Source organism: Streptomyces sp. NPDC096132, assembly GCF_044763345.1.
Lineage (GTDB): Bacteria > Actinomycetota > Actinomycetes > Streptomycetales > Streptomycetaceae > Streptomyces.
On sequence record NZ_JBIWGA010000026.1, the window covers coordinates 65,563 to 89,416 of the forward strand.

22 protein-coding genes and 1 pseudogene are annotated in these 23,854 nt (G+C 71.1%); 18 read left to right on the plus strand and 5 right to left on the minus strand.

Annotated features, from left to right (window positions below):
- Positions 1-21: 21 nt before the first annotated feature.
- On the minus strand, positions 22-648 hold the full coding sequence (locus ACIRF9_RS41375) for a TetR family transcriptional regulator (protein ID WP_403833499.1): 627 nt from the start codon (positions 646-648) through the stop codon (positions 22-24).
- A gap of 133 nt (positions 649-781) precedes the next feature.
- Here ACIRF9_RS41375 and ACIRF9_RS41380 point away from each other — a divergent pair, with 133 nt between their 5' ends.
- From ACIRF9_RS41380 to ACIRF9_RS41395, 4 genes are all read left to right on the plus strand, one after another.
- Entirely contained in the window at positions 782-949 is a 168-nt protein-coding gene (locus ACIRF9_RS41380; RefSeq protein ID WP_403833501.1) for a hypothetical protein, read from the plus strand.
- Positions 950-981: 32 nt separating this feature from the next.
- On the plus strand, positions 982-1,260 hold the full coding sequence (locus ACIRF9_RS41385; protein WP_403833503.1) for a DUF4190 domain-containing protein: 279 nt from the start codon (positions 982-984) through the stop codon (positions 1,258-1,260).
- 232 nt (positions 1,261-1,492) lie between these two features.
- Complete coding sequence (locus ACIRF9_RS41390; protein ID WP_403833506.1) at positions 1,493-2,662, plus strand: cysteine desulfurase family protein; 1,170 nt, start codon at positions 1,493-1,495, stop codon at positions 2,660-2,662.
- Positions 2,663-2,801: 139 nt separating this feature from the next.
- Entirely contained in the window at positions 2,802-3,971 is a 1,170-nt protein-coding gene (locus tag ACIRF9_RS41395) for an FG-GAP repeat domain-containing protein (protein WP_403833509.1), read from the plus strand.
- 105 nt (positions 3,972-4,076) lie between these two features.
- Here the strand turns inward: ACIRF9_RS41395 and ACIRF9_RS41400 are convergent, their stop codons facing one another.
- Together ACIRF9_RS41400 and ACIRF9_RS41405 are read right to left on the minus strand one after the other, a co-directional pair.
- On the minus strand, positions 4,077-5,657 hold the full coding sequence (locus ACIRF9_RS41400; protein ID WP_403833511.1) for a multicopper oxidase family protein: 1,581 nt from the start codon (positions 5,655-5,657) through the stop codon (positions 4,077-4,079).
- Positions 5,658-5,882: 225 nt separating this feature from the next.
- Positions 5,883-6,542 (minus strand): N-acetylmuramoyl-L-alanine amidase, encoded by a 660-nt coding sequence (locus tag ACIRF9_RS41405; protein ID WP_403833514.1) that lies wholly within the window; start codon positions 6,540-6,542, stop codon positions 5,883-5,885.
- Between the two features lie 82 nt (positions 6,543-6,624).
- Between ACIRF9_RS41405 and mnmA the strand changes: the two genes are divergently transcribed.
- Complete coding sequence (gene mnmA, locus ACIRF9_RS41410) at positions 6,625-7,749, plus strand: tRNA 2-thiouridine(34) synthase MnmA (protein ID WP_403833516.1); 1,125 nt, start codon at positions 6,625-6,627, stop codon at positions 7,747-7,749.
- Positions 7,750-7,765: 16 nt separating this feature from the next.
- Here mnmA and ACIRF9_RS41415 read toward each other — a convergent pair whose 3' ends face one another.
- Together ACIRF9_RS41415 and ACIRF9_RS41420 are read right to left on the minus strand one after the other, a co-directional pair.
- On the minus strand, positions 7,766-8,548 hold the full coding sequence (locus ACIRF9_RS41415) for an alpha/beta fold hydrolase (RefSeq protein ID WP_403833519.1): 783 nt from the start codon (positions 8,546-8,548) through the stop codon (positions 7,766-7,768).
- A 53-nt stretch (positions 8,549-8,601) separates the two neighbouring features.
- Positions 8,602-8,925 carry a DUF427 domain-containing protein gene (locus ACIRF9_RS41420; RefSeq protein WP_403833522.1) on the minus strand — a complete coding sequence of 108 codons (324 nt, stop codon included), beginning with the start codon at positions 8,923-8,925 and terminating at the stop codon, positions 8,602-8,604.
- A gap of 50 nt (positions 8,926-8,975) precedes the next feature.
- Here ACIRF9_RS41420 and ACIRF9_RS41425 point away from each other — a divergent pair, with 50 nt between their 5' ends.
- The 13 genes and pseudogenes from ACIRF9_RS41425 (at position 8,976) to ACIRF9_RS41485 (ending at position 23,825) form a co-directional block, all read left to right on the plus strand.
- Entirely contained in the window at positions 8,976-9,515 is a 540-nt protein-coding gene (locus tag ACIRF9_RS41425) for a TIGR00730 family Rossman fold protein (protein WP_403833524.1), read from the plus strand.
- An 18-nt stretch (positions 9,516-9,533) separates the two neighbouring features.
- Entirely contained in the window at positions 9,534-10,232 is a 699-nt protein-coding gene (locus ACIRF9_RS41430; RefSeq protein ID WP_403833526.1) for an SDR family oxidoreductase, read from the plus strand.
- Between the two features lie 20 nt (positions 10,233-10,252).
- Positions 10,253-11,254: a methionine synthase gene (locus tag ACIRF9_RS41435; RefSeq protein ID WP_403833528.1), complete on the plus strand. Its 1,002-nt coding sequence runs from the start codon at positions 10,253-10,255 to the stop codon at positions 11,252-11,254.
- Between the two features lie 15 nt (positions 11,255-11,269).
- Positions 11,270-13,462 (plus strand): NAD-dependent DNA ligase LigA, encoded by a 2,193-nt coding sequence (gene ligA, locus ACIRF9_RS41440; RefSeq protein WP_403833531.1) that lies wholly within the window; start codon positions 11,270-11,272, stop codon positions 13,460-13,462.
- 269 nt (positions 13,463-13,731) lie between these two features.
- Positions 13,732-16,155 carry a putative bifunctional diguanylate cyclase/phosphodiesterase gene (locus ACIRF9_RS41445; protein WP_403833533.1) on the plus strand — a complete coding sequence of 808 codons (2,424 nt, stop codon included), beginning with the start codon at positions 13,732-13,734 and terminating at the stop codon, positions 16,153-16,155.
- Between the two features lie 198 nt (positions 16,156-16,353).
- Positions 16,354-16,772 (plus strand): annotated as a pseudogene (locus ACIRF9_RS41450) (cupin domain-containing protein).
- A gap of 97 nt (positions 16,773-16,869) precedes the next feature.
- On the plus strand, positions 16,870-17,166 hold the full coding sequence (gatC, locus tag ACIRF9_RS41455) for an Asp-tRNA(Asn)/Glu-tRNA(Gln) amidotransferase subunit GatC (protein ID WP_007384860.1): 297 nt from the start codon (positions 16,870-16,872) through the stop codon (positions 17,164-17,166).
- 5 nt (positions 17,167-17,171) lie between these two features.
- On the plus strand, positions 17,172-18,668 hold the full coding sequence (gene gatA, locus ACIRF9_RS41460) for an Asp-tRNA(Asn)/Glu-tRNA(Gln) amidotransferase subunit GatA (protein ID WP_403833535.1): 1,497 nt from the start codon (positions 17,172-17,174) through the stop codon (positions 18,666-18,668).
- Positions 18,665-18,904 (plus strand): hypothetical protein, encoded by a 240-nt coding sequence (locus ACIRF9_RS41465; RefSeq protein WP_403833538.1) that lies wholly within the window; start codon positions 18,665-18,667, stop codon positions 18,902-18,904. The genes gatA and ACIRF9_RS41465 overlap by 4 nt, the downstream gene beginning before the upstream one ends.
- A gap of 15 nt (positions 18,905-18,919) precedes the next feature.
- The gene (gene gatB, locus ACIRF9_RS41470) at positions 18,920-20,434 is read left to right on the plus strand and encodes an Asp-tRNA(Asn)/Glu-tRNA(Gln) amidotransferase subunit GatB (RefSeq protein WP_403833540.1); all 1,515 of its coding nucleotides are present in this window, start codon (positions 18,920-18,922) and stop codon (positions 20,432-20,434) included.
- 87 nt (positions 20,435-20,521) lie between these two features.
- Positions 20,522-20,842, plus strand: coding sequence for a hypothetical protein (locus ACIRF9_RS41475; protein ID WP_403833543.1), 321 nt, complete (start codon positions 20,522-20,524; stop codon positions 20,840-20,842).
- A gap of 201 nt (positions 20,843-21,043) precedes the next feature.
- Positions 21,044-23,272, plus strand: a complete 2,229-nt coding sequence (locus ACIRF9_RS41480; RefSeq protein WP_403833546.1) for an MMPL family transporter — start codon at positions 21,044-21,046, stop codon at positions 23,270-23,272.
- Positions 23,250-23,825 (plus strand): GNAT family N-acetyltransferase, encoded by a 576-nt coding sequence (locus tag ACIRF9_RS41485; RefSeq protein ID WP_403833548.1) that lies wholly within the window; start codon positions 23,250-23,252, stop codon positions 23,823-23,825. Before ACIRF9_RS41480 ends, ACIRF9_RS41485 begins: the two co-directional genes overlap by 23 nt.
- Positions 23,826-23,854 lie beyond the last annotated feature (29 nt).

Consider the following 23,854-nt stretch of genomic DNA (forward strand, 5'->3'; position numbering starts at 1 on the left):
CCGCCTCCGTGCGTGCGGGGCTCAGTCGAGCCAGTGGTGGCGGCCGATGCTGATGAGCCGCATCTGACGGGTCGCGCGCACCGCGACGCGCTCCCGTTCCTCCGGTGTCGCCTCCAGGGCCTCCAGGAAGAGCGAGGCCGTGATGAGCATCTGGTCGACGTACAGATGCGACAGCATCAGCAGGTCGTCGTCGTTCCAGCCCTCCGCCTCGGGGTCATTGGCCAGTTCGTCCCGCACTTCTTCGGCGAATCGGCCCAGTTGCCCCTGGATCGCCTTCCGTACCGGCTCGACGCCGCCGTGCCGCTCCCGGGCGATGAAACGGACATGTGCGGGGTGCGCGGTCACATACCCCTCTATCAACTCCACCGCGCGGGTGATGCGCTCGTCGCTCGACTCGGCGGTGGTCACCGTGGTCCGGATCATCGGGTGGAGACTGCCCAGCGCCTCCTCGACGAGGGCGACGCCGAGATCCGCGGTGGAGCGGAAGTGCCGGTAGAAGGCGGTCGGGGCGACGCCGACGGCGCGGGTGACCTCGCGCAGACCCAGGCTGCTCAGGCTCTGCTCCTCCAACAGCCCCAACGCGGCGTCCAGGAGCGCCTGCCGGGTCTTCTGCTTCTGGGCCTGTCGGATTCCGAGGGTGTGACTCATGTCATCCAGTTAACAACTGTTCTCCGGAATTGGAAAGCCGTGGGACGCGCTAGACTCAAAGTCAGTGAACAACTGTAACCACAACTGTTCACCCAAACGTAACGGGAAACGTCCCGGAGGGGGATTCGAACCCATGCTGTTCCTCGTCGCCGCACTGCTCCTGCTCGGCGTCGTCCTGGGCACCGTGGCCCATGCGCCGCTCGGCTTCACGCTCGTCGCCGCCGCCGTGATCGCCGTCTGGCTCGGCGTCTTCGCGCTCCGGGAGCGCCACGCCCGCCGCGGCCACACCTCGACCCACTGACCGGCCCACCGTCCGACAGGAGCTGAACGATCATGCAACTCATCGCACCGGCCACCGACCGCCCCACCCGCCGCACCGGCATCCGCGACACCGACGGCATGGCCGTCGCGTCCTTCGTCCTCGGCCTCATCGGCCTTCTGGTCCTCAACCTCTTCCTCGGCCCGATCGCCATCGTCCTGGCCTCGGTGGCCCTGATCCGCGGCACCGCCCGCCGCGGCCGCGCCTGGCTCGGCCTCACCCTCGGCATCGCCGACCTCCTGGTCCTCCTGGCCTTCATGCAGGCGGACTCGACGCTGTCGTGGGGGTTCTAGGGGGTCGTCCACCGCCGCGGGGAGCAGTCGTTCCACTGCTGACTGCTGACTGCTGACTGCTGACTGCTGACCGCTTGCCGGCTACCGCTGTGGGCAGTCGTTCCGCAGGGCGGAACGGGTGGGCACAGCCTGCAGTGCCGGGTGCCTCGCCACCAGGTCCAAGGGCGGCCAGGGCAAGGCGCAGACCTTGACACGAGGTCCCTCACGGCGGCCCCGTAGAATCGTGGCCACCATGGCATACCTCGACCACGCCGCGACCACCCCGATGCTCCCGGAGGCAGTCGAGGCACTCAGCGCGCACCTGGGCACCACCGGCAACGCCTCCTCCCTCCACGCATCCGGCCGCCGCGCGAGGCGGACGGTCGAGGAGGCCCGCGAGACCCTCGCGGAAGCGCTCGGCGCCCGCCCCAGCGAGGTCGTGTTCACCTCCGGCGGCACCGAGGCCGACAACCTGGCGGTCAAGGGCCTGTACTGGTCCCGCCGCGACGCCGACCCGGCCCGCACCCGGGTGCTGGCCAGCCCCGTGGAGCACCACGCGGTCCTCGACGCCGTGCACTGGCTGGGCGAGCACGAGGGCGCCCGTATCGAGTACCTGCCGGTCGACGCGTACGGCCGCGTCCACCCCGACGCCCTGCGCGAGGCCATCGCCCGCGATCCCGACGACGTCGCCCTCGCCACCGTCATGTGGGCGAACAACGAGATCGGCACGGTCATGCCGGTCCGTGAACTCGCCGACGTCGCCGCCGAGTTCGGTGTCCCGCTGCACGCCGACGCCGTCCAGGCCTTCGGTCAGGTCCCCGTCGACTTCGCCGCCTCCGGCCTCGCCGCGATGACCGTCTCCGGCCACAAGATCGGCGGCCCGTACGGCATCGGCGCCCTCCTCCTCGGCCGCGAGTACACCCCGGTACCCGTCCTGCACGGCGGCGGCCAGGAACGCCACGTCCGCTCCGGCACCCTCGACGTCCCCGCCGTCGCCTCCTTCGCGGTCGCCGGGCGTCTCGCCGCCGAGCAGCGCGAGTGGTTCGCCCGTGAGATCGGCGCCCTGCGCGACGCCCTGGTCACCGCGGTCCGTACGGCCGTCCCGGACGCGATCCTCGGTGGCGACCCGGCGCCGGAGGGGCGGCTTCCGGCCAACGCGCACTTCACCTTCCCGGGCTGCGAGGGCGACTCCCTGCTCCTCCTCCTCGACGCGCAGGGCATCGAGTGCTCCACCGGCTCCGCCTGCACGGCCGGCGTCGCCCAGCCCAGCCACGTTCTGCTCGCCACCGGCACCGACCCCGACCTGGCCCGCGGCACCCTGCGCTTCTCCCTCGGCCACACCTCCACCGAGGCCGACGTCGAGGCACTCGCCAAGGTCATCGGCCCCGTGGTGGAACGGGCGCGTGCGGCGGGGCTGACGTAACCCCCGCCCTAGTGTCGACAGATGACCCGAATCTAAGGGTCACCTGTCAATATTGCGGCTAGGTGTCGACAGTTGCGCGGGGTTGGTCTACCTTCCCGTGCAGGGTTCCGCCCACTGCTGTCGACAGAAGGCCGTCACCATGACCGTCGCGCCACCGCACCAACGCCTCATCCAACGGCTCGCCGTGGCCGCCGCTTCGGTCCTCGTCGGCGGCATGGCCGCAGTGCCGGCCTCCGCGGCCGACGGCGTCCCCGGGGTGAGCGCCTCCTGCACAGGCGCCGTGTCGTACACCCGCCTCGACGCCTCCGCGGTGGCCGACACACAGACCCGGCACGTCGTCGTGGCGGACCTGAACGGCGACGGAGCGCAGGACGTCGTCGCGTCCAACCTCGACGCCGACTCGGTGACCGTCCTGCTCGGCAACGGCGACGGGACCTTCGCCGAGGGCACCACCTACGCGGTCGGCACCCGCCCGTACCAGACCGTGGTCGCCGACTTCGACGGCGACGGCGGCCCCGACCTCGCGACCGCCGACTTCGGCGGCGCCCAGGTGAGCGTGCTGCTGAACGAGGGGGAGGGGACCTTCGGGCCGGCCTCCGCGATCGACGTCGGCGCCTCCCCGCGCGCCCTGGCCACCGGTGACCTCGACGGCGACGGCGAGGCCGACCTCGTCGTGGTCGAGCAGGGCCCGAGCACGGTGCGGGTGCTGCTCGGGCGCGGCGACGGCACCTTCGACGACCGGGGCCAGACCGCCACGGGCAGTCAGCCGCACGGCGTCGTCGTGGGCGACTTCGACGGTGACGGCGCGGCGGACGTGGCCACGGCCAGCGTCGGCAGCGCCGGGGTCAGCGTCCTGCTCGGCGACGGCACGGGCGCCCTCGGCGCCTCGGCCGAGTACGCGGCCACCTCCCGCCTCTACTCCCTCGCCGAGGGCGACTTCGACGGGAACGGCACCCTCGACCTGGCCACCGTGAGCAACGGGGCCACCACGCTGGACGTCCTGCTCGGCAACGGCGACGGGACCTTCGGCGCGGCCACCACGTACGCCACCTCCGCGCTGCCGGTCGCGGTGGGCGCCGCCGACCTGGACGGCGACGGTCTCACGGACCTGATGGTCTCCTCCCTGCGGGGCAACTCGGTCACCCTCTTCCAGGGCGCGACCGACGGCGTACTCACCCCGCTCGCCGAGCTGTCAGCCACCGGTGCCTACGACGCGGCGGCGGCCGATCTGGACGGCGACGGGGTACGCGACCTCGCGGTGGCGAACAGCACCGGAGGTCAGGTGGACGTGTTCAAAGGCGCCTGCTAGCCACCGCCCTCACCATGGACCTGGCCCGGGTGCGCTGGGCCAGGGGCTGCCGCCGGCACTTCCACTGCCGGCGGCAGCCTGCTCGATGAGGCCTGGCTGAGGGGCCTAGCTCTCCGTGACCATGAGGGCCGCCATCATGCCCTCGTCCTCGTGCTGGAGCAGATGGCAATGGAGCATGTACATGTACGTGTCGTCGGTGAAGTCGGTGAACTTCATCGCGATCTTGATGGAGCCGCCGCCGACCACCTCATAGGTGTCGAACCAGCCGAGGTCGACGCCGGTGGGCTCCTCGCCGTTGATCTCGATCAGCTGGAACGGCACGTCGTGCAGATGGAAGGAGTGCTCCAGCTGCGTCGCGTTGCTGATCGTCCAGATCTCCTCGGCGTCCAGCGTGGTGCTGATCATCGCCATCGAGGACATGCTGGTGCCCGCGGAGCCGTTGATCAGCATGGTCGCCCCGCTCTGGCCGAGGGTGATCGTCCGCGCGGTGAAGTCGCTCGTGTCGTACCGGGTGATCGTGTTGAGCGAGCTCGGCAGGTCGTCGGGCGTGTCCGAGGCCTCCGGGATCACGGTCAGGAAGTCGTACGTGCCGCTTCCGCCGCGGATCCAGCCGGTGGTGACCACGGCCTGGAGCGTGACGGCGTCCTCCAGGTCGAGCACGAACTCGGCGCGGGCGCCGGCCACCAGCCGGATCGTGGTGACCTCGGTGGGCTCGGTGAGATAGCCCTGGTCGGTGGCGATCTGGGTGAGCGTGCCGCCGTCGCTGCGCTGGACGGTCATGATGTCGGCGGGGGAGGCGTTCAGGACGCGGAAGCGCGTGCGCGTCTTGGTGGCGGTGAAGCCGAGGGTGGTCGAGTCGACGTTGGTGCCGTTGACCAGCACCGGGAAGGTGGTGGTGGAACTGCGGTACCCGGTGGCCTCGTACTTGATGTCGCCGCTGGTGTCGACGGCCAGACACTGCAGGATGATCGGGATGTCGTCGACGCCGTACTCGCTCGGCAGCGCGGCCGAGACGTCCGAGTCGTCCTCGACGATGATCATGCCGGCCAGTCCGTGGACGACCTGCTCGGCCGTGGTGCCCAGGGCGTGCGGGTGGTACCAGAGGGTCTTGGCCTCGTCGAGGACCTCGAAGGTGGGCGACCAGGTCTCGCCGTCGGCGAAGGCGTTCTGCGGGCCGCCGTCCATCTTGGGCGGGATGTGGGCGCCGTGGAAGTGGACGGTGGTGTCGTCGCCCAGGCTGTTGGTGATGTTCAGCAGGACCGTGTCGCCCTTGGTCCACTTCATCGTCGGGCCGAGGTACGACCCGTTGTAGCCGGCTGTGGTGCTGGTGACGCCGCTGATCACCTCGCTGGTGCCGGTCTTCGCGGTCAGGGTGTAGGTGGTGGTGCCGTCGGTGGTGGTGGTCTCCAGCAGGTCCGGGATGTTCAGGGTGCCGGTGGCTTCCGTGGCCGCGGAAGCCTTGCTGTTGTTGCCGCCGGTCAGCAGGGAGAAGCCGACTCCCGCCGCGCCGACGACGCCGAAGCCGACGCCGGCCATCCCGCCGAGGAAGCTCCGCCGGTGCAGGCCCTTGCCGCTCCGGCCCCTGGTCTCCTTCGTGTGCTCGCCCTTGCGGCCGCGGCCGCTCCTGGCGTGGGCACCCTTGCTCTGCTCTCCCGCTCCGGACGCGGGATCTGTGGTGTGGGTCATGGCCGTGGAGCTTTGGGCTAAGGCCTATGTGAAGACTGAGTCCAAGTTAGGAGTGAGCTCGGTAGCCTGTGGAGCCTTAATAATGCGATTGGATCATCAACTCCTCTGAAAAAAAGCCAAGTTGGCGTGCCGCAGGTCAGGATCCAGGTGTGGGACACATCGGGCGGGCGGCACTCACGAATCGTTCACGATTCTGAGAACATGTGAGCTGCGTCACGTCGATGGTCAGGCGGAAGCGGTTAGCGCCGTTTTGACGAGCTTCAGGTACCGGTCCCAGTCCCAGTGCTCGCCGGGATCGGTGTGGTCCGTCCCCGGCACCTCCACATGCCCGATGATGTGCTCCCGGTCGACGGGGATGCCGTACCGCGCGCATATCCGGGCGGTCAGCCGCGCGGAGGCCGAGTACATCGCGTCGGTGAAGTCCTGAGGCCGGTCCACGAACCCCTCGTGCTCGATGCCGACGCTCCGCTCGTTGTACGCGCGGTTGCCCGCGTGGTAGGCCACGTCCAGCTCGCGGATCATCTGGGTGACGCTGCCGTCCTGGCCGACGATGTAGTGCGCGGCCGCCTGGTGCCCCGGGTCCTCGAACGCCTTCACCGCGCCGGCCAGGTCGCCCTGGGTGACATGGATGACGACCATGTCGATCCCGTAGTCGTCCGGCCGGTCCGCCCATCGGAAGTTCGCCTCCGAGGCCGACACCCACCGCGCGCCCCCGAAGTCGACAGCCCCCTCCACCCGCGACTTCTGCACCCCCGGCAACCGCCAGTACAGATGCGCCAGCTCCTCGCGCGCCAGCGCCACCGACCCCACGGCGGCCGCCGCCCCGCCGATCAGCAGTGCGCGCCGCCCGATCCGCCGGTCGGCGTCGCTTCTTCTCGCCCCCATCGTCCGCCCTTTCTCGCCCTTCGTGATCGTCAACGGATACTCGCGGGCTCCGGTTCCCGGCGACCCGTACCCTGGAAGGGTTATGACTGAGACCTCGCAGCGCCCTCTCCGCGTACTCGCCGCCATGTCCGGCGGGGTCGACTCCGCCGTCGCCGCCGCCCGCGCCGCCGAGGCCGGCCACGACGTGACCGGCGTCCACCTCGCGCTCTCCGCGAACCCGCAGTCGTTCCGCACGGGCGCGCGGGGCTGTTGCACCATCGAGGACTCCCGCGACGCCCGCCGCGCCGCCGACGTCATCGGCATCCCGTTCTACGTCTGGGACCTCGCCGACCGCTTCCGCGAGGACGTCGTCGAGGACTTCGTCGCCGAGTACGAGGCCGGCCGCACCCCCAACCCCTGTCTGCGCTGCAACGAGAAGATCAAGTTCGCGGCCCTCCTCGACAAGGCGCTGGCGCTCGGCTTCGACGCGGTGTGCACCGGCCACTACGCGAAGGTGATCGTGGCCGAGGACGGCACCCGCGAGCTGCACCGCGCCTCCGACATGGCCAAGGACCAGTCGTACGTCCTCGGCGTCCTGGACGAGAAGCAGCTCGCGCACGCGCTCTTCCCCCTCGGCGACACGGTCACCACGAAGGACGAGATCCGCGCCGAGGCCGAGCGCAGGGGCCTCGCGGTCGCCAAGAAGCCCGACTCCCACGACATCTGCTTCATCGCCGACGGCGACACCCAGGGCTTCCTGGCCAAGCGGCTCGGCAAGGCCGAGGGCGACATCGTCGACGAGTCCGGGGCGAGGATCGGCACCCACGACGGCGCGTACGGCTTCACCATCGGCCAGCGCAAGGGGCTGCGCATCGGCACCCCGGCCGCCGACGGCAAGCCGCGCTACGTCCTCGACATCTCGCCGGTCAACAACACCGTGACGGTCGGCCCGGCCGCCGCCCTCGACGTGAGCGCCCTGACGGCGATCAAGCCGCGCTGGTGCGGAGCGGCCCCCACCGGCCCCGGCACCTACACCGCCCAACTGCGCGCCCACGGCGGCGAGACCGAGGTGACGGCGGAACTGCTGGACGGCGAGCTGCGGGTGTCGTTCGGCGAGCCGGTCCGCGGAGTCGCCCCCGGCCAGGCGATCGTCCTGTACGACGGCACCCGCGTGGTGGGCTCGGCCACGATCGCCTCGACGGTACGGGCGACGGCCGGCGTGGCCTGACCCGCCCCGCGGCCGCCTACCGGCCGAAGAACTCCGCCAGGACGGGCGCGAGGACGTTCGGATCGACCATGTGGGTCTGCCCTTCGAGGCTCCGGTACGTCCCGTGCGGCACCACCTCCGCCACCGCGCGCGTGGCCTCACGCAGCCACGCGGGGCTGTCCCCGCCCACCACCGCGAGCACCGGGACGCCGATGGCGGCCAGCTGTTCCCGGGGGACCAGGCCGCCCGCCATGGCCGCGTCGTCGTAGGCGAGGGTCGGCGCGATCGCCTCCATGCCGGCCCACATGGGCGACTGACGGGCCCGCTGGATCATCTCCTCGGCCAGCCCCGTCAGCCGCAGGAACAGCTCCACGGCGTCTCCGCGCCGCCCCTGGGCGAGCGCCTCGGTGAGCCGCTCGGTGTACGCGGCGCGGTCCTCGGCGCCGCCCTCCTGGAAGTCGGCGTACGGCGTCTCGTAGACGGCCACCCGCCGCACCGGCAGCCCGCTCGCCGCCGCCCGAAGCGCCAGCGCGCCGCCCGAGGAGATGCCGTACAGCGAGGCCTCGCCCCCCGCGGCCTCGATCAGTGCGGCCAGGTCCTCCACCTCGCGTTCCACCGCGAACGGCGCGGTGTCCCCGCTCCCGCCGCGGCCCCGCCTGTCGTACCAGAGGACGGTGAAGCGGTGCGCCAGGAGCCCGCCCAGGGGCGCCACGGTGCCGCCCGTGGACATCGCCCCGCTCACCAGGATCACCGCGGGGCCCTGCCCGGCGCGTGCGTACGCGAGTTCGGTGCCGTCGCGCGAAATGGTCTTCTTGTCCATGTCAGAGCAGACTGCCGCACGGCACGGCGGTCATCGGCCTACGACACTTCCACCTACGACACTTCCACTGTGTAGAAGCACAGGTGGTTCCTGATCGCGGCGACGTCCGGCTTGGGGTCGGGGTAGGACCACACCAGGTCGGGCGCGTCCGGCAGCGACCAGTAGGACGCCGTGCCCTTGAACGGGCAGTAGGTGTGGGTGTCGGAGGGGGTCAGGAGGTCCATGCGTACGTCCGCTTCGGGGAGGTAGTAGCGCACCGGACAGCCGGTCTCGCGCAGTACGAGGGGCCGGTCGGTCTCGGCCAGTACGTGGTCTCCGTGGACGACCCTGATGTGCTGGGTGCCCTGCTCGATGGTGATGACATGTCCTTCGGTCATACCGGAAAAGCACTCGCGGGCCCCCGGTTCTTCCCGCGTACGGTGTCGGCATGCGTATCTGTGTCTTCCTTTCCGCCGCCGACCTCGACGACCGTTACACGCGACCCGCGCGCGAGTTCGCGGAACTGCTCGGCAAGGGCGGGCACACGCTCGTCTGGGGCGGCTCCGACGTGGGACTGATGAAGGTCGTCGCCGACGGGGTGCAGGAGGCAGGCGGGCGGCTGTGCGGGGTGTCGGTGGACTTCCTGGCCGCCAAGGCCCGCCAGGGCGCCGACGAGATGGTGATCGCCAAGGACCTCGCCGAGCGCAAGAGGCTGCTGCTGGAGAAGGCCGACGCGGTCGTGGTGATGGTCGGCGGGACGGGCACGCTGGACGAAGCCACCGAGATCCTGGAGCTGAAGAAGCACGGTCACACCGAGAAGCCGGTCGTGCTGCTGAACACCGCCGGCTTCTACGACGGACTGAAGCAGCAGTTCCGGCGCATGGAGGACGAGGGCTTCCTGCCGCGCCCCCTCACCGACCTGGTGTTCTTCGCGGAGGAGCCGGTCGGGGCGCTCGCCTTCCTGGAGGAGAGCCAGGGCATCGGCTAGACGCCGCGTGATGCGAGCATGGCGGGCATGGCTACTCATGTGATCACCGGAGCCGGCTCCGGCATCGGCGCGGCCGTCGCCCGCCGTCTGCACGCGCGCGGGGACGACCTCGTGCTGCACGCGCGCGACGCGGGCCGTGCGAAGGAGCTGGCGGCCGAGTTCCCCGGCGCCCGGACCCTCGTCGGCGATCTGGCCGACCCCGACCGGCTGAGCTGGGCCTTCTCCCACCAGACGCTCCCGGACGGGGTGGACTCGCTGCTGCACATCGCCGGGGTGGTCGACCTCGGCCCGGTGGGCGACCTCACCCCGAAGGCCTGGCGCCACCAGCTCAACGTCAATCTGATCGCGCCCGCCGAACTGACCCGCCACTTCCTGCCCCAACTGCGCGCCACACGTGGTCACGTGCTGTTCGTGAACTCCGGCGCGGGCCTGCGGGCGAGCGCCGACTGGTCCGCGTACGCCGCCTCCAAGCACGGTCTGAAGGCCCTCGCCGACGCCCTTCGCCACGAGGAGCACGGCAACGGGGTCCGTGTCACCTCCGTCTACCCCGGGCGCACGGCCAGCCCCATGCAGGCCAAGGTCCACCAGCAGGAGGGCAAGGAGTACGACCCCGCCGAGTGGATCGACCCCGAGTCGGTGGCGACGACGATCCTCATGGCCCTGGACCTGCCGAGGGACGCGGAGGTCAACGACCTGACGGTACGGCCGGGCCGCTGACCTTCCGTAGGCTTCGTCCCGTGAACGCACACTCCCCCTACGGCCCCGCCACCGGCGTCGGCTCGCTCCCCGGCGGTGACGCCCGCGAGGCCGCCAAGACCGCCACCGGCTCCTTCGAGGACTTCCCGTTCCTGCCCGAGCTCCCGGCCCGCGGCCCCGGCGCGGACATGATCGGCCGGACGGCGGGGATGCTCGTGGAGCTGTACGCGCGCGTGGAGCCCAGCGGCTGGCGGATCGGCGACCGGCCGGGCCGGGACACCAAGCGGGCGCGGTCCTGGCTCGGCGAGGACCTCGACGCCCTCGAGGAGTTCACCCAGGACTACCAGGGCCCGCTGAAGGTGCAGGCGGTCGGCCCGTGGACGCTCGCCGCCGCGCTGGAGCTGAAGAACGGCGAGGCCGCCCTCGGCGACCCCGGAGCCTGCCGCGACCTGGCCGCCTCGCTGGCCGAGGGGCTGCGGCTGCATCTCGCGGAGGTGCAGCGGCGCATCCCCGGGGCCCGGCTCGTGCTCCAGCTCGACGAGCCCTCCCTCACCGCCGTACTGCGCGGCCGGGTGCGGACCGCCAGCGGCTACCGCACCCACCGGGCCGTCGACCGTCAGGTCGTCGAGGCCACGCTGCGGGACGTGGCCGGGGTGCACGGCGAGGGCCCCGTCGTGGTCCACTCCTGCGCGCCCGAGGTCCCCTTCGCCCTCCTGCGCAGGGCCGGGGCCGCCGGCATCTCCTTCGACTTCTCGCTGCTCACCGAGCGTGACGAGGAGGCGATCGGTGAGGCGGTAGAAGCGGGGACCCGGCTGTTCGCCGGTGTCGTACCCGGGACGGACTCCGCATTGTCGGACCCTGCCGGTAGCGTCATGGGTGTACGGACGCTGTGGCGCAGGCTGGGACTGCAACCGGGGCTTCTCGCGGAGGCGGTCACGATCACGCCGGCGTGCGGACTCGCGGGGGCTTCCCCCGCGTACGCCCGCCGGGCCCTCGCCCACTGCGTCCGGGCGGCGAGATCCCTCGCGGACAACCCAGAGTAACGGGAGGACAACACGGTGGCCGGCGACAAGCAAGCGGAGACGACGGTGCCCGCCGAGGCACGGGAGAAGCACGCGCAGCTCGCTGAGCAGATCGAGGAGCACCGCTTCCGGTACTACGTGAAGGACGCTCCGGTCATCAGCGACGCGGAGTTCGACCGCCTCCTGCGCTCCCTGGAGGAGCTGGAGGAGGAGTACCACGAGCTGCGCACGCCCGACTCGCCCACCCAGAAGGTCGCGGGGGCGTACGAGACCGACTTCACGGCCGTCCAGCACCGCGAGCGCATGCTCTCGCTGGACAACGCCTTCGACGACCTGGAGCTGGCCGCCTGGGCCGAGCGCGTCCACAAGGACGTGGGGGCCTCCGCGTACCACTTCCTGTGCGAGCTGAAGGTCGACGGCCTCGCCGTCAACCTCACGTATGAGAACGGCCGCCTCACGCGCGCGGCGACCCGCGGCGACGGCCGCACCGGCGAGGACATCACGCCCAATGTGCGTACCATCGCGGAGATCCCGGACCGCCTGGCCGGCGACGGGGTGCCCACGCTCGTGGAGATCCGCGGCGAGGTCTACTTCCCGATGGAGAAGTTCGAGGAGCTGAACGCCCGGCTGGTCGCGGCCGGCGACAAGCCCTTCGCCAACCCGCGCAACGCGGCGGCCGGTTCACTGCGCCAGAAGGACCCGCGCGTCACCGCCACGCGCCCTCTGCACATGGTCGTCCACGGCATCGGCGCCCTGGAGGGCTACGAGGGGATGGGCCGTCTCTCCGAGGCCTATGACCTCCTCAAGGGCTGGGGCCTGCCCACCTCCACGCACAACAGGGTGGTCGGGGACCTCGACGGCGTACGGCAGTTCATCGCGTACTACGGCGAGAACCGGCACTCCGTGGAGCACGAGATCGACGGGGTCGTCGTCAAGCTCGACGAGATCCGGCTCCAGGGGCGCCTCGGCTCCACGGCGCGGGCGCCGCGCTGGGCCATCGCCTACAAGTACGCGCCGGAGGAGGTCAACACCAAGCTCGTCAACATCCGCGTGGGCGTGGGCCGTACGGGCCGCGTGACGCCGTACGCGCAGGTCGAGCCGGTGACGGTGGCGGGCTCGGAGGTCGAGTTCGCCACGCTGCACAACCAGGACGTCGTCAAGGCCAAGGGCGTCCTCATCGGCGACACGGTGGTGCTGCGCAAGGCCGGTGACGTCATCCCCGAGATCCTCGGCCCGGTCGTCGACCTGCGGGACGGCACCGAGCGCGAGTTCGTGATGCCCTCCGAGTGCCCCGAGTGCGGTACGCCGCTGCGGCCGATGAAGGAGGGCGACGTCGACCTGCGCTGCCCCAACGCCCGTACCTGCCCCGCCCAGTTGCGCGAGCGGCTGTTCTACCTGGCCGGCCGCAAGGCGCTGGATATCGAGCACTTCGGCTACGTCGCCGCGGCCGCCCTCACCAAGCCGCTGGAGCCGGAGGACCCGCCGCTGCTCGACGAGGGCGACCTCTTCGACCTCACCATCGAGCAGCTGCTGCCCATCAAGGCGTACGTCCTCGACCAGGACAGCGGACTGCCCAAGCGCGACCCGAAGACCGGCGAGGAGAAGATCGCCACGGTCTTCGCCAATCAGCAGGGCGAGCCGAAGAAGAACGCGCTCGCCATGCTGGAGAACATCGCGGCGGCCAAGGAACGCCCGCTCGCCCGTGTCCTCACCGGCCTGTCGATCCGTCATGTGGGGCCGGTCGCGGCCGAGGCGCTCGCGCGCGAGTTCCGCTCCATCGACCGTATCGAGCAGGCGAGCGAGGAGGAGCTGGCGGCCACCGACGGCGTCGGCTCGATCATCGCGGCCTCGCTCAAGGAGTGGTTCGCCGAGGACTGGCACCAGGAGATCATCCGCAAGTGGAAGGCCGCCGGCGTCCGCATGGAGGAGGAGGGCTCCGGTGAGGACGAGGGGCCGCGTCCCCTCGAAGGCCTGACGGTCGTCGTCACCGGCACGCTCGAACACTTCACGCGTGACGGCGCCAAGGACGCGCTGCAGAGCCGGGGAGCGAAGGTGACAGGTTCTGTTTCGAAGAAGACGTCTTTCGTTGTGGTGGGTGACAATCCTGGGTCGAAATATGACAAGGCGATGCAGCTGAAGGTTCCGGTTCTGAACGAGGACGGCTTCACCGTCCTCCTCGAACGGGGACCGGACGCCGCCGCCGAAGTCGCCCTTCCGACCGAGGAGTAGCGCGGAGTGGCGGTTGAAGGCCACCCGATCGGCGCATACCAGATGCATACGGGTGGCCGGGGCGCATTCGGGCAACCGTCGACGACCGCTGCCCGTGGAAGCCTTCTGCGGCCTACTGTTGAGATGTGCGCCTGCCGTGCCCAGCTGCGGTCGGGGCATCTCCTCGCTCCTGAAGAGCGGGGGGAAGGGTTTTCCAACGCGGCGCCGTTGAGGTTTGTCGGGCAACGGGCCGCGTGGCGTGGGCACCGCCGGCTGTGAGAGGGACGGGAATGGAACCGACCGAGAGCGCCGCACCGGACTCCCGGCTGCGCTGGCTCCGGGGCGTCGGCGTCCGGTGGGGGAGCCGGTGGGCGGGGCGGACCGGGCGACATCCGGGCGCACAGGCGTACGCACCGCGCATCGCCCCGGACATCCGCGCCCCCGCGCCCCCGCCCACCGGGCCCGCCTCCGGACTGTCCGGCAGGTCCGGGCTGAGCGGCCCCTCCGGACTGCCCGGCTCCCCTGGACTGTCCGGCCCTTCCGGGCTGGGCGGCCCTTCCGGGCTGTCCGGCGCTGCCGGGCTGGGCGGCGCCTCCGTCCTCCCCGGGCCCTCCGTCCTGCCCGGCACCTCGCTGCTGTCCGCGACCTCGGGACTGCCCGGCGCCGAACCCGACCGGCACCTGTCCTGGCCCGCCCTGCCCGCGGCGGTCGTCGGGGCGGCCGCCTTCGCCCTCGGCGCCGGCTTCTACCGCGCCTTCACCGGCAACCACGCCCTCTTCCCGTCCGGCACGGTCGGCTGGTCGCTGGCCCTGCTGACCGGGATCATCGTCGGCCATCTGGTCCTGCTCGGCCGCGCCCGCTGGTGGGGCGGCACCGGCTCCGGCGCCGCCCTCACCCTCGCCGTCCTGCTGCTGTACGGCTGGGTACCGGCCGGCATGGTCAGCCTCACCGTCGTCGTCCTGGTCGGCATAGCCAGGCGCCACCGCTGGCGGCAGGGCGTCCTGCACGGCGCGGTGGACATCCTCGGCATCGGCGCGGGCGCGCTGCTGCTCGCCGCCTGCGGACGGGTGCCGTCCGTAGAGCACCCCTGGTACCCCGACAGCTGGACCGTGTACACCGGCCCGCAGGTGGCCCTGGTGGCCGTCGCCTACCTCTCCGTCACGCGGGTCCTGCTCTGGTACCTGCACGCCCCCCGCTCCGGCGGACTGCCCACGGTCGCCCGCACCGCCCTGGTCAGACAGGGCCTGGTCGCGGTGGCGCTGCTCGGCATCGCACCGCTGGTCTGCGTGGTGGCCGTGGCCAAGCCGATCCTGCTGCCGCTGTTCTCGATCCCGCTGATCGCCCTCGACTCCACGCTCTGGATGGCCCGGGCCCGCGCCGAGGAACAACTGCGCGACCCGCTGACCGGGCTGCCCAACCGGCAGTGGCTGCTGGAGCGCATCTGGACCGCCCTGGACGACGCCGAGCGAATCGGCGCCCGGGCCGCCCTGATGCTGATCGACCTCGACCGCTTCCGTTCGGTCAACGACACCCTCGGGCATCTCGCCGGCGACCGGCTCCTCCTCCAGATAGCCGAACGGCTGCGGGTCGCCATGCCGCGCGGGGCGGAGGTCGCGCGGCTCGGCGGTGACGAGTTCGCGGTCTTACTCCCCGTCGCCGACTCCACGACCTCCGCGACCCGGGTGGCCCGCGGGCTGGTCTCCACGCTCAGCTCGCCGCTCGACCTCGACGGACTCACCCTCGTCCTGGAGGCCAGCGCGGGCGTCGCCGTCTTCCCCGACCACGCGCTCGACGCGGAGGGGATGCTGCGCCGGGCCGATGTGGCGATGTACCAGGCCAAGCGGGACCGTACGGGCGTCGAGGTGTACGAGTCCAAGCGTGACTCCAACACCCCCGACCGGCTCGGTCTGCTGGGCGATCTACGACGGGCGCTCGACGCGCACGAGGTGCAGCTGCACTACCAGCCGAAGGTCCGCTTCGACGGTCAGGTGGCGGGGCTCGAGGCCCTCGTCCGCTGGGTGCACCCGGAGCGCGGGAAGGTGCCGCCGGACGAGTTCATAGCGATCGCCGAGTCCTCGGGGCTGATGCCCCACCTCACGGAGTACGTGCTGGAGACGGCGCTCGGCCAGGTCGCCGAGTGGCGGGCCCAGGGGCTGTACGTGCCCGTCGCGGTCAACGTCTCCCCGCGCGACGTCCACACCCCCGGCTTCGCCGGCTCCGTCGCCGCGCGCCTGGCCCGGCACGGAGTGCCCGCGGGAGCGCTCCAACTGGAGATAACCGAACACGTCCTGCTGGAGGACCCGCAGCGGGCGGCGGACACCCTGAACGGTCTGACCGGCCACGGCGTGAAGATGTCCCTGGACGACTTCGGCACCGGCTACTCCTCGCTGGTGCACCTGCGCCGGCTCCCGGTCAGCGAACTGAAGATCGACCGCTCCTTCGTGGCCCGGCTGGCGGTCGACACCGAGGACGCCGAGATCGTGCGCTGCACGGTCGATCTCGCGCATTCCCTGGGCCTTCTGGTGGTCGCCGAGGGCGTCGAGGACGACGAGACCTGGGAACGCCTGCGCGACCTGGGCTGCGACGCTGTCCAGGGCTGGCTGGTGGCCGCGGCGATGCCCCCCGACGAGACCACGGCATGGCTACGAGCCCGGGGCTCCCGAGGCTGGCAACGCCCCGCAGCGGCACTCCCGGCCGCAGCCACCGACGAATAGCCCACCCGCACAGACCGACCGAACAGCGGGCGTCCCCCTGGGGGCGCCCGCTGTCGGCGACCACCAGGCCATCCCGGAATCACCGCGCCCTGCGCTCACCCGTTCGGCCCAACTCCCCAGGTGGGTCTCCCCTCCGAGCGCGCCCGCATCGTCCACGGGCCACATCGTCCACGGTCCACATCACCAGGGGGTTCGAAGATGTCGCTGTTCGTGCCGAAGTTCGACGAGACCGTCCTCGTCCGTGACGCCGAGGCCGAGGTGATCGGCGGTATGCCCGTCGCCGTCAAGCTGCTCGCCGACAGCAGCGCGTCCGGCGGTGCGCTGTCCACCGTGCGCGTCACGCTCGGGGAGGGCGCCGACGGTGCCCGCCCGCACCTGCACCGCAATTCCGCCGAGATGTTCTACCTGCTCGACGGCGAGGCGGAGGTCCTCTCCGGCGACGACGTCGTCACCGCCGAACGCGGCGACCTCGTCATCGTCCCGCCGGGCCGTCCGCACTCCCCCAGCTCTCGGCTTCGCTCGAGCCGGGGGGACCCCCACCGCCGCCACCCCCGGCAGCACAGGAGCTCTACGACAACCACTTCCTGCGCAGCCAGGCATGGGACGGACGGCACTGAACCCGGGGTCGCGACGGCAAACCGTTTCACGGGTTGCGGGCCCTGCCCCCTAGGATTGGGCCCAAACCACACACACTCACCCCCAGAGGAACGCTGCATGCCTGGCATCACGCGCGAGGAGGTCGCCCACCTCGCCCGGCTGGCGCGTCTGGAGCTGAAGCCCGAAGAGCTCGAACACTTCGCGGGACAGCTGGACGACATCATCGGCGCGGTCGCCCGCGTCAGCGAGGTCGCCGACCAAGACGTACCGCCGACCTCGCACCCGCTCCCGCTGACGAACGTCATGCGGGCGGACGAGGTCCGTCCGTCGCTCACCCCCGAGCAGGCGCTCTCCGGCGCCCCGGCCCAGGAGCAGCAGCGTTTCAAGGTGCCGCAGATCCTGGGGGAGGACTAACCGCCATGACGGACAACATCATCAAGCTGACCGCCGCCGAGACCGCCGCGAAGATCGCTTCCGGTGAGCTCACGGCCGTCCAGGTCGCCGAGGCCCACCTGGCCCGGATCGAGGCCGTCGACGAGAAGGTGCACGCCTTCCTGTACGTCGACCGCGAGGGCGCTCTCGCGCAGGCGCGCGCCGTCGACGAGAAGCGGGAGCGCGGCGAGAAGCTCGGCCCCCTCGCCGGTGTGCCCCTCGCGCTCAAGGACATCTTCACCACCGAGGGCGTGCCCACGACCGTCGGTTCGAAGATCCTCGAGGGCTGGATCCCGCCGTACGACGCGACCCTCACCAAGAAGCTGAAGGCCGCCGACGTCGTCATCCTCGGCAAGACCAACATGGACGAGTTCGCCATGGGGTCCTCCACCGAGAACAGCGCCTTCGGGCCGACCGGCAACCCGTGGGACCTGACGAGGATCCCCGGCGGCTCCGGCGGCGGTTCGTCCGCCGCGCTCGCCTCCTTCCAGGCGCCCCTCGCGATCGGCACCGACACCGGCGGCTCCATCCGCCAGCCGGCCGCCGTCACCGGCACGGTCGGTGTGAAGCCGACGTACGGCGCGGTCTCGCGCTTCGGCATGGTGGCGTTCTCGTCCTCCCTGGACCAGGGCGGGCCCTGCGCCCGTACGGTCCTGGACGCGGCGCTGCTCCACGAGGTGATCGCCGGGCACGACCCGCTCGACTCCACCTCCATCGACGCCCCGGTCCCGCCGGTCGTCGAGGCCGCCCGCAACGGCAGCGTCGAGGGCATGCGCGTCGGCGTCGTCAAGCAGTTCCGCGGCGAGGGCTACCAGGCCGGCGTCATCCAGCGGTTCGACGAGTCCGTGGCCCTCCTCAAGGAGCTGGGCGCCGAGATCGTCGAGCTGGACTGTCCGTCCTTCGACCTGGCGCTGTCGGCGTACTACCTGATCGCGCCCTCCGAGTGCTCGTCCAACCTCGCCCGTTTCGACGGCCTGCGCTACGGCCTGCGTACCGGCGACGACGGCTCGCACTCCGCCGAGGAGGTCACCTCGATCACCCGCGAGGCCGGCTTCGGCCCGGAGGTCAAGCGCCGCATCATGCTCGGCACCTACGCCCTGTCGAGCGGCTACTACGACGCGTACTACGGCTCCGCCCAGAAGGTCCGCACGCTCATCACGCGCGACTTCGAGAAGGCCTTCGAGCAGGTGGACGTCATCGTCTCGCCGACGACCCCCACCACCGCCTTCCCGATCGGCGAGCGCGCCGACGACCCGATGGCGATGTACCTGGCCGACCTGTGCACCATCCCGACCAACCTCGCGGGCAACGCGGCCATGTCGCTGCCCTGCGGCCTCGCCCCGGAGGACAACCTCCCGGTCGGTCTGCAGATCATCGCCCCGGCGCTGAAGGACGACCGTCTGTACAAGGTCGGCGCCGCCGTCGAGGCCGCCTTCGTGGAAAAGTGGGGGCACCCGCTCCTGGAGGAGGCACCGTCGCTGTGAGTGCACTGAACAAGGCCAAGGACTTCCAGAAGTCCAAGACCGGTACGTACGTGTCCATCGCCACCACCGCCTTCGGCGCGTTCGGTGTCGCCAAGCGGATCAAGAAGGCCAAGGCCGAACAGGACACGCTGCGACTGATCGACGCGACCGTGGCTGCCGTCGGCATCGTCACCGGCCTCGCCATCCTGTACCGCGAACTGAAGCGGCTGGGCGACGACGACGTCCTGCTGGGCTGAGAGGGAAGTTTCACCGTGACCACCACGACCGACCTGGTGTCGTACGAGGACGCGCTGGCGTCGTACGACCCCGTCATGGGCCTCGAGGTCCATGTCGAACTCGGCACCAAGACCAAGATGTTCTGCGGCTGTTCGACCGCACTCGGTCAGGACGCCAACACGCAGACCTGCCCCACCTGCCTCGGCCTGCCCGGCTCGCTCCCGGTCGTCAACGCGACCGGCGTCGAGTCCGCGATCAAGATCGGTCTCGCGCTGAACTGCGAGATCGCGGAGTGGTGCCGCTTCGCCCGGAAGAACTACTTCTATCCGGACATGCCGAAGAACTTCCAGACCTCCCAGTACGACGAGCCGATCGCCTTCAACGGCTACCTCGACGTCCAGCTGGAGGACGGCGAGGTCTTCCGCGTGGAGATCGAGCGCGCCCACATGGAGGAGGACACCGGCAAGTCGACCCACGTGGGCGGCGCGACGGGCCGTATCCACGGCGCGTCCCACTCCCTGCTCGACTACAACCGCGCCGGCATCCCGCTCATCGAGATCGTCACCAAGCCGATCGTCGGCGCGGGCGACCGCGCTCCCGAGGTGGCGAAGGCGTACGTCCGTGAGCTGCGCGAGGTCATCAAGGCGCTCGGCGTGTCGGAAGCCCGCATGGAGATGGGGCAGATGCGCTGCGACGTGAACCTCTCGCTGATGCCCAAGGGCAGCGAGAAGTTCGGCACGCGCTCCGAGACCAAGAACGTGAACTCGCTGCGGTCCGTGGAGCGCGCGGCCCGCTTCGAGATCCAGCGGCACGCGGCCGTGCTGTCCTCCGGTGGCACGATCGTCCAGGAGACCCGCCACTTCCACGAGGACACCGGGTCGACGACCTCGGGCCGCGTCAAGGAAGAGGCCGAGGACTACCGGTACTTCCCCGAGCCGGACCTGGTGCCGGTGGCCCCCTCCCGGGAGTGGGTCGAGGAGATCCGGGCGGTGCTCCCCGAGCTGCCGCTGGTCCGCCGTACCCGGCTGCTCGCCGAGTGGGGCATCTCCGCCGGCGACATGCAGGCGATCCTCAACGCCGGTGCGCTGGACCCGATCGTCGCCACGATCGAGGCCGGTGCCGACGCCGCGTCCGCCCGCAAGTGGTGGATGGGCGAACTGGCGCGCAGCGCCAACGAGTCGGGCAAGGCGCTGGACGAGCTGGCGATCACCCCGGCGCAGGTCGCCCGGGTCACCGAGCTGGTCTCGAAGGGTGACCTGAACGACAAGCTGGCCCGTCAGGTCATCGAGGGCGTCCTCGCGGGCGAGGGCACCCCGGACGAGGTCGTCGACAAGCGCGGTCTGAAGGTCGTCTCCGACGAGGGTGCGCTCACCACCGCCGTCGAGGAGGCCATCGCCGGCAACCCGGGCATCGCCGACAAGATCCGCGGCGGCAAGGTGGCCGCGGCCGGTGCCCTGGTCGGCGCCGTGATGAAGGCCACGCGCGGTCAGGCCGACGCGGCCCGCGTCAAGGAGCTGATCCTGGAGAAGCTGGGCGTCACCGAGGGCTGAGCGCCGTCGCCGTGACCTGGGGGATGCGTCCGTCGTGACGCATCCCCCTTCCCGTGTTCTCAGCCGGAGGCGCTACGCTCGCCCGCCATGAGTGCACGAACCGACTCCGACCCCCGGGACGGCATAGACGATCTGGAGGACGAGGACGACGAGTACGGCCCGGACGACGCCCGGCGGGCCCGCTGGACGGCGACCGGTACCGGCGCCCTCCTCACTCTCGCCGGCCTCGCCGCGTCCCTCATGCGCCTCGGCGGCGCCGCCCCGGCCCTCGTCCCCGCGGCCTACGCCCTCGGGGCCGCCGTCTGCGCCCTCGCCGCGTTCCTGGGCTCCCGGGGGCGTACCCGGCGGGCGCTGTGGCTGCTCATCGCCGGGGTGATGGTGATGGCGTTCGGCGACCAGGCCGACTGACACGTGCCCGACCTGGCCTGACACCGCCGCCGTTATTGTCCTGTGATCTGCCTCCCACTCTTGTGAAAAGACACACGATCGAAACAAACGATCTCGTGCGCCTGCAAGAGTGGCCTTCTCATCGCTCACGCGATCTGCTCATACGTTCTTTGCGGGCTGTTTCCCGGTCAAAGATCCACAATTCACCCCGGGAGCACGTCAGTGGCAGCCCTCGCACGTTGGTGTGTCCGCAACCGCCTTCTCGCGGTTCTGCTCTGGCTGCTCGCTCTCGTCGGCACGGCCACCGCCGCCGTCGCCACCGGCTCCGCCTACTCCAACGACTACGAGGTCTCCGGCACCGAGTCCGGCCGCGCCACCCGGCTGCTCGCGGAGGGCTTTCCCACGCTCGGCGGCGACAGCGACACCGTTGTCTGGCACACCACCTCGGGCACCGTCCGCGCCGCCGACGTCGAACAGACCATGACCCGCGCGCTGGAGAGGATCGCCGACCTGCCGGGAGTGGCCTCCGTCGCCGGCCCCTACGGCGACCAGGGCGCCGCGCAGATCAGCGAGGACGGACACACGGCGTACGCCACCGTCACCTTCACCGACCGCGCCGAGGACATCGACGCGTCCGAGGCCCGGGCCGTCGTCAGGGCGGCCAAGGCCGCCGAGAGCGACGGGCTCCAGGTGGAGCTGGGCGGCAGCGCGATCGCCCTCACCGAGTCCTCCGGCGGGCACCTCGCCGAGGCCGTCGGCGTGCTCGTCGCCGCCGTCGTGCTGTTCCTCGCCTTCGGCTCGCTCGCCGCCTCGCTGCTGCCCATCGCCACCGCCCTGGTGGGCGTCGGCACCGCCTACGCCGGCATCCAGCTCCTCGGGCACGCCATGACCGTCGCCGACTTCGCGCCCATGCTCGGCATGCTGATCGGGCTCGGCGTCGGCATCGACTACGCGCTGTTCATCGTGACCCGGCACCGGCGCGGCCTGAAACAGGGCCTCACGCCCGCCGAGGCCGCCACCGGCGCCGTGGCGACGACCGGGCGCGCGGTCGTCTTCGCGGGCGCCACCGTGTGCATCGCCCTGCTCGGGATGCTGATCCTGCGCCTGAACTTCCTCAACGGCGTCGCGATAGCCGCCTCCCTGACCGTCGTCCTGACCGTCGCGGCCTCCGTCACCCTGCTGCCCGCCCTGCTGGCGTACATCGGCCCGCGCGCCCTCAGCCGCCGCGAACGGCGCCGGCTCGCCGAGCACGGGCCCGAGCCCGAACTGCCGACCGGCTTCGCCGCCCGCTGGTCGGCGTTCGTCGAGCGCCACCCCAAGCTGCTCGGCGCGCTCGCCGTCGTCGTCATCGCCGTCCTCGCCCTGCCGACGTTCTCCCTCCGCCTGGGCACCTCCGACCAGGGCAACGACCCGAAGACCACCACCACCCGCCAGGCCTACGACCTCCTTGCCGACGGCTTTGGCGCCGGTGTGAACGGGCCGCTGACCCTGGTGACCCGCGTCGACGGCGCCGAGGACAAGCTCGCCCTCGACAACCTCGACGCCACCCTGCGGGCCATCGAGGGCGTGGCGTCGGTGACACCGGTGACATACGACTCGGGCGGGCGCACCGCGTACCTCACCGTCGTACCGGAGTCCTCCCCGCAGTCGAAGAGCACCAGCGAGCTCGTCGACCGGCTGCGGGACGAGGTGCTGCCCCGCGCCGAGGCCGGCACCTCCCTCGACGTCCAGGTCGGCGGGGTGACGGCGGGCTACGACGACTTCGCCGAGGTCATCGTCGGCAAGCTGCCGCTCTTCGTCGGCGTCGTCATCGGCCTGGGCTGTCTGCTGCTCCTGCTCGCCTTCCGGTCGGTGGGCATCCCGCTCAAGGCCGCCGTGATGAACGTGGCCGCCGTCGCCGCCGCCTTCGGGGTCGTCGTCGCGATCTTCCAGTGGGGCTGGGGGAGCGAGCTGCTGGGCCTCGGCCGGGCCGGGCCGATCGAGCCCTTCCTCCCCGTGATCATGGTGTCGGTGCTCTTCGGCCTCTCCATGGACTACCAGGTCTTCCTGGTCAGCCGCATGTACGAGGAGTGGCTGGAGACCGGCGACAACCGGCGGGCCGTACGCGTCGGCCTCGCCGAGACCAGCCGGGTGATCAACTCCGCTGCCGTCATCATGATCTCGGTCTTCCTCGCCTTCGTCCTCAGCGGTGACCGGGTGATCGCCATGTTCGGCATCGCGCTCGCCGCCGCCGTCGCCCTCGACGCCTTCGTCCTCCGTACGCTCCTGGTGCCCGCGCTGATGCACCTCCTCGGCGGTGCCAACTGGTGGCTGCCGCGCTGGCTCGACAGGCGTCTGCCGCGGATCAGCATCGAACCGCCCGAGCGCCGTCCGGCCCGTGAGAGGCTCGACGAGGTCGTGGAGGAACTCGAGAAGGAGTCGCAGCCGGATGTACGCGATATCGCTGGGTGACGACGGAGCCGAGCTGCGTCCCCTGGAGCCCTGGCACGCCGAGGAACTCCTGGCGCACCTCGACCGGGGCCGGGAGTTCATCAACGAGTACGTCCCCTTCGGCTCCCAGGCCACCGACGTGGCCGGCGCCCGCGAGGTGCTCCAGCGGTACACCGACATGCGCGCCGCCGACACCGGCTCCCTGCACGGCATCTGGCTGGACGGCAAGCTGGTCGGCGGGGTGCTCTTCCTGAACTTCGACGCGGAGAACGCGAACTGCGAGGTCGGCTGCTGGCTGGAGCCCGCCGGCACCGGGCGCGGACTGGTCACCCGGGCCATGCGGGTACTGATCGACTTCGCCGTCGAACAGCGCGGGATCCACCGCGTCGAGTGGGTCGCCAGCGCCGGGAACACCAACAGTCTGAACGTCGCCCGGCGGCTTGGGTTCACCCGCGACGGTGTGCGCCGGGAGGCCTACCCCTATCGTGGGGTGCGGCACGACCTCGAAGTGTGGTCCGTGCTGGCCCAGGAGTGGCGCGCCGCACGCGCGCGTGCCGCTCACCAAGAGCGTTAGACGATCATTAAGAGACCTCTCAGAGAGCG

Coding starts and splice junctions, on each gene's coding strand:
- ACIRF9_RS41375 (WP_403833499.1), bottom strand. CDS start 648: ATGAGTCACACCCTCGGAATCCGACAGGCCCAGAAGCAGAAGACCCGG.
- ACIRF9_RS41380 (WP_403833501.1), top strand. CDS start 782: ATGCTGTTCCTCGTCGCCGCACTGCTCCTGCTCGGCGTCGTCCTGGGC.
- ACIRF9_RS41385 (WP_403833503.1), top strand. CDS start 982: ATGCAACTCATCGCACCGGCCACCGACCGCCCCACCCGCCGCACCGGC.
- ACIRF9_RS41390 (WP_403833506.1), top strand. CDS start 1,493: ATGGCATACCTCGACCACGCCGCGACCACCCCGATGCTCCCGGAGGCA.
- ACIRF9_RS41395 (WP_403833509.1), top strand. CDS start 2,802: ATGACCGTCGCGCCACCGCACCAACGCCTCATCCAACGGCTCGCCGTG.
- ACIRF9_RS41400 (WP_403833511.1), bottom strand. CDS start 5,657: ATGACCCACACCACAGATCCCGCGTCCGGAGCGGGAGAGCAGAGCAAG.
- ACIRF9_RS41405 (WP_403833514.1), bottom strand. CDS start 6,542: ATGGGGGCGAGAAGAAGCGACGCCGACCGGCGGATCGGGCGGCGCGCA.
- mnmA (WP_403833516.1), top strand. CDS start 6,625: ATGACTGAGACCTCGCAGCGCCCTCTCCGCGTACTCGCCGCCATGTCC.
- ACIRF9_RS41415 (WP_403833519.1), bottom strand. CDS start 8,548: ATGGACAAGAAGACCATTTCGCGCGACGGCACCGAACTCGCGTACGCA.
- ACIRF9_RS41420 (WP_403833522.1), bottom strand. CDS start 8,925: ATGACCGAAGGACATGTCATCACCATCGAGCAGGGCACCCAGCACATC.
- ACIRF9_RS41425 (WP_403833524.1), top strand. CDS start 8,976: ATGCGTATCTGTGTCTTCCTTTCCGCCGCCGACCTCGACGACCGTTAC.
- ACIRF9_RS41430 (WP_403833526.1), top strand. CDS start 9,534: ATGGCGGGCATGGCTACTCATGTGATCACCGGAGCCGGCTCCGGCATC.
- ACIRF9_RS41445 (WP_403833533.1), top strand. CDS start 13,732: ATGGAACCGACCGAGAGCGCCGCACCGGACTCCCGGCTGCGCTGGCTC.
- gatC (WP_007384860.1), top strand. CDS start 16,870: ATGCCTGGCATCACGCGCGAGGAGGTCGCCCACCTCGCCCGGCTGGCG.
- gatA (WP_403833535.1), top strand. CDS start 17,172: ATGACGGACAACATCATCAAGCTGACCGCCGCCGAGACCGCCGCGAAG.
- ACIRF9_RS41475 (WP_403833543.1), top strand. CDS start 20,522: ATGAGTGCACGAACCGACTCCGACCCCCGGGACGGCATAGACGATCTG.
- ACIRF9_RS41485 (WP_403833548.1), top strand. CDS start 23,250: ATGTACGCGATATCGCTGGGTGACGACGGAGCCGAGCTGCGTCCCCTG.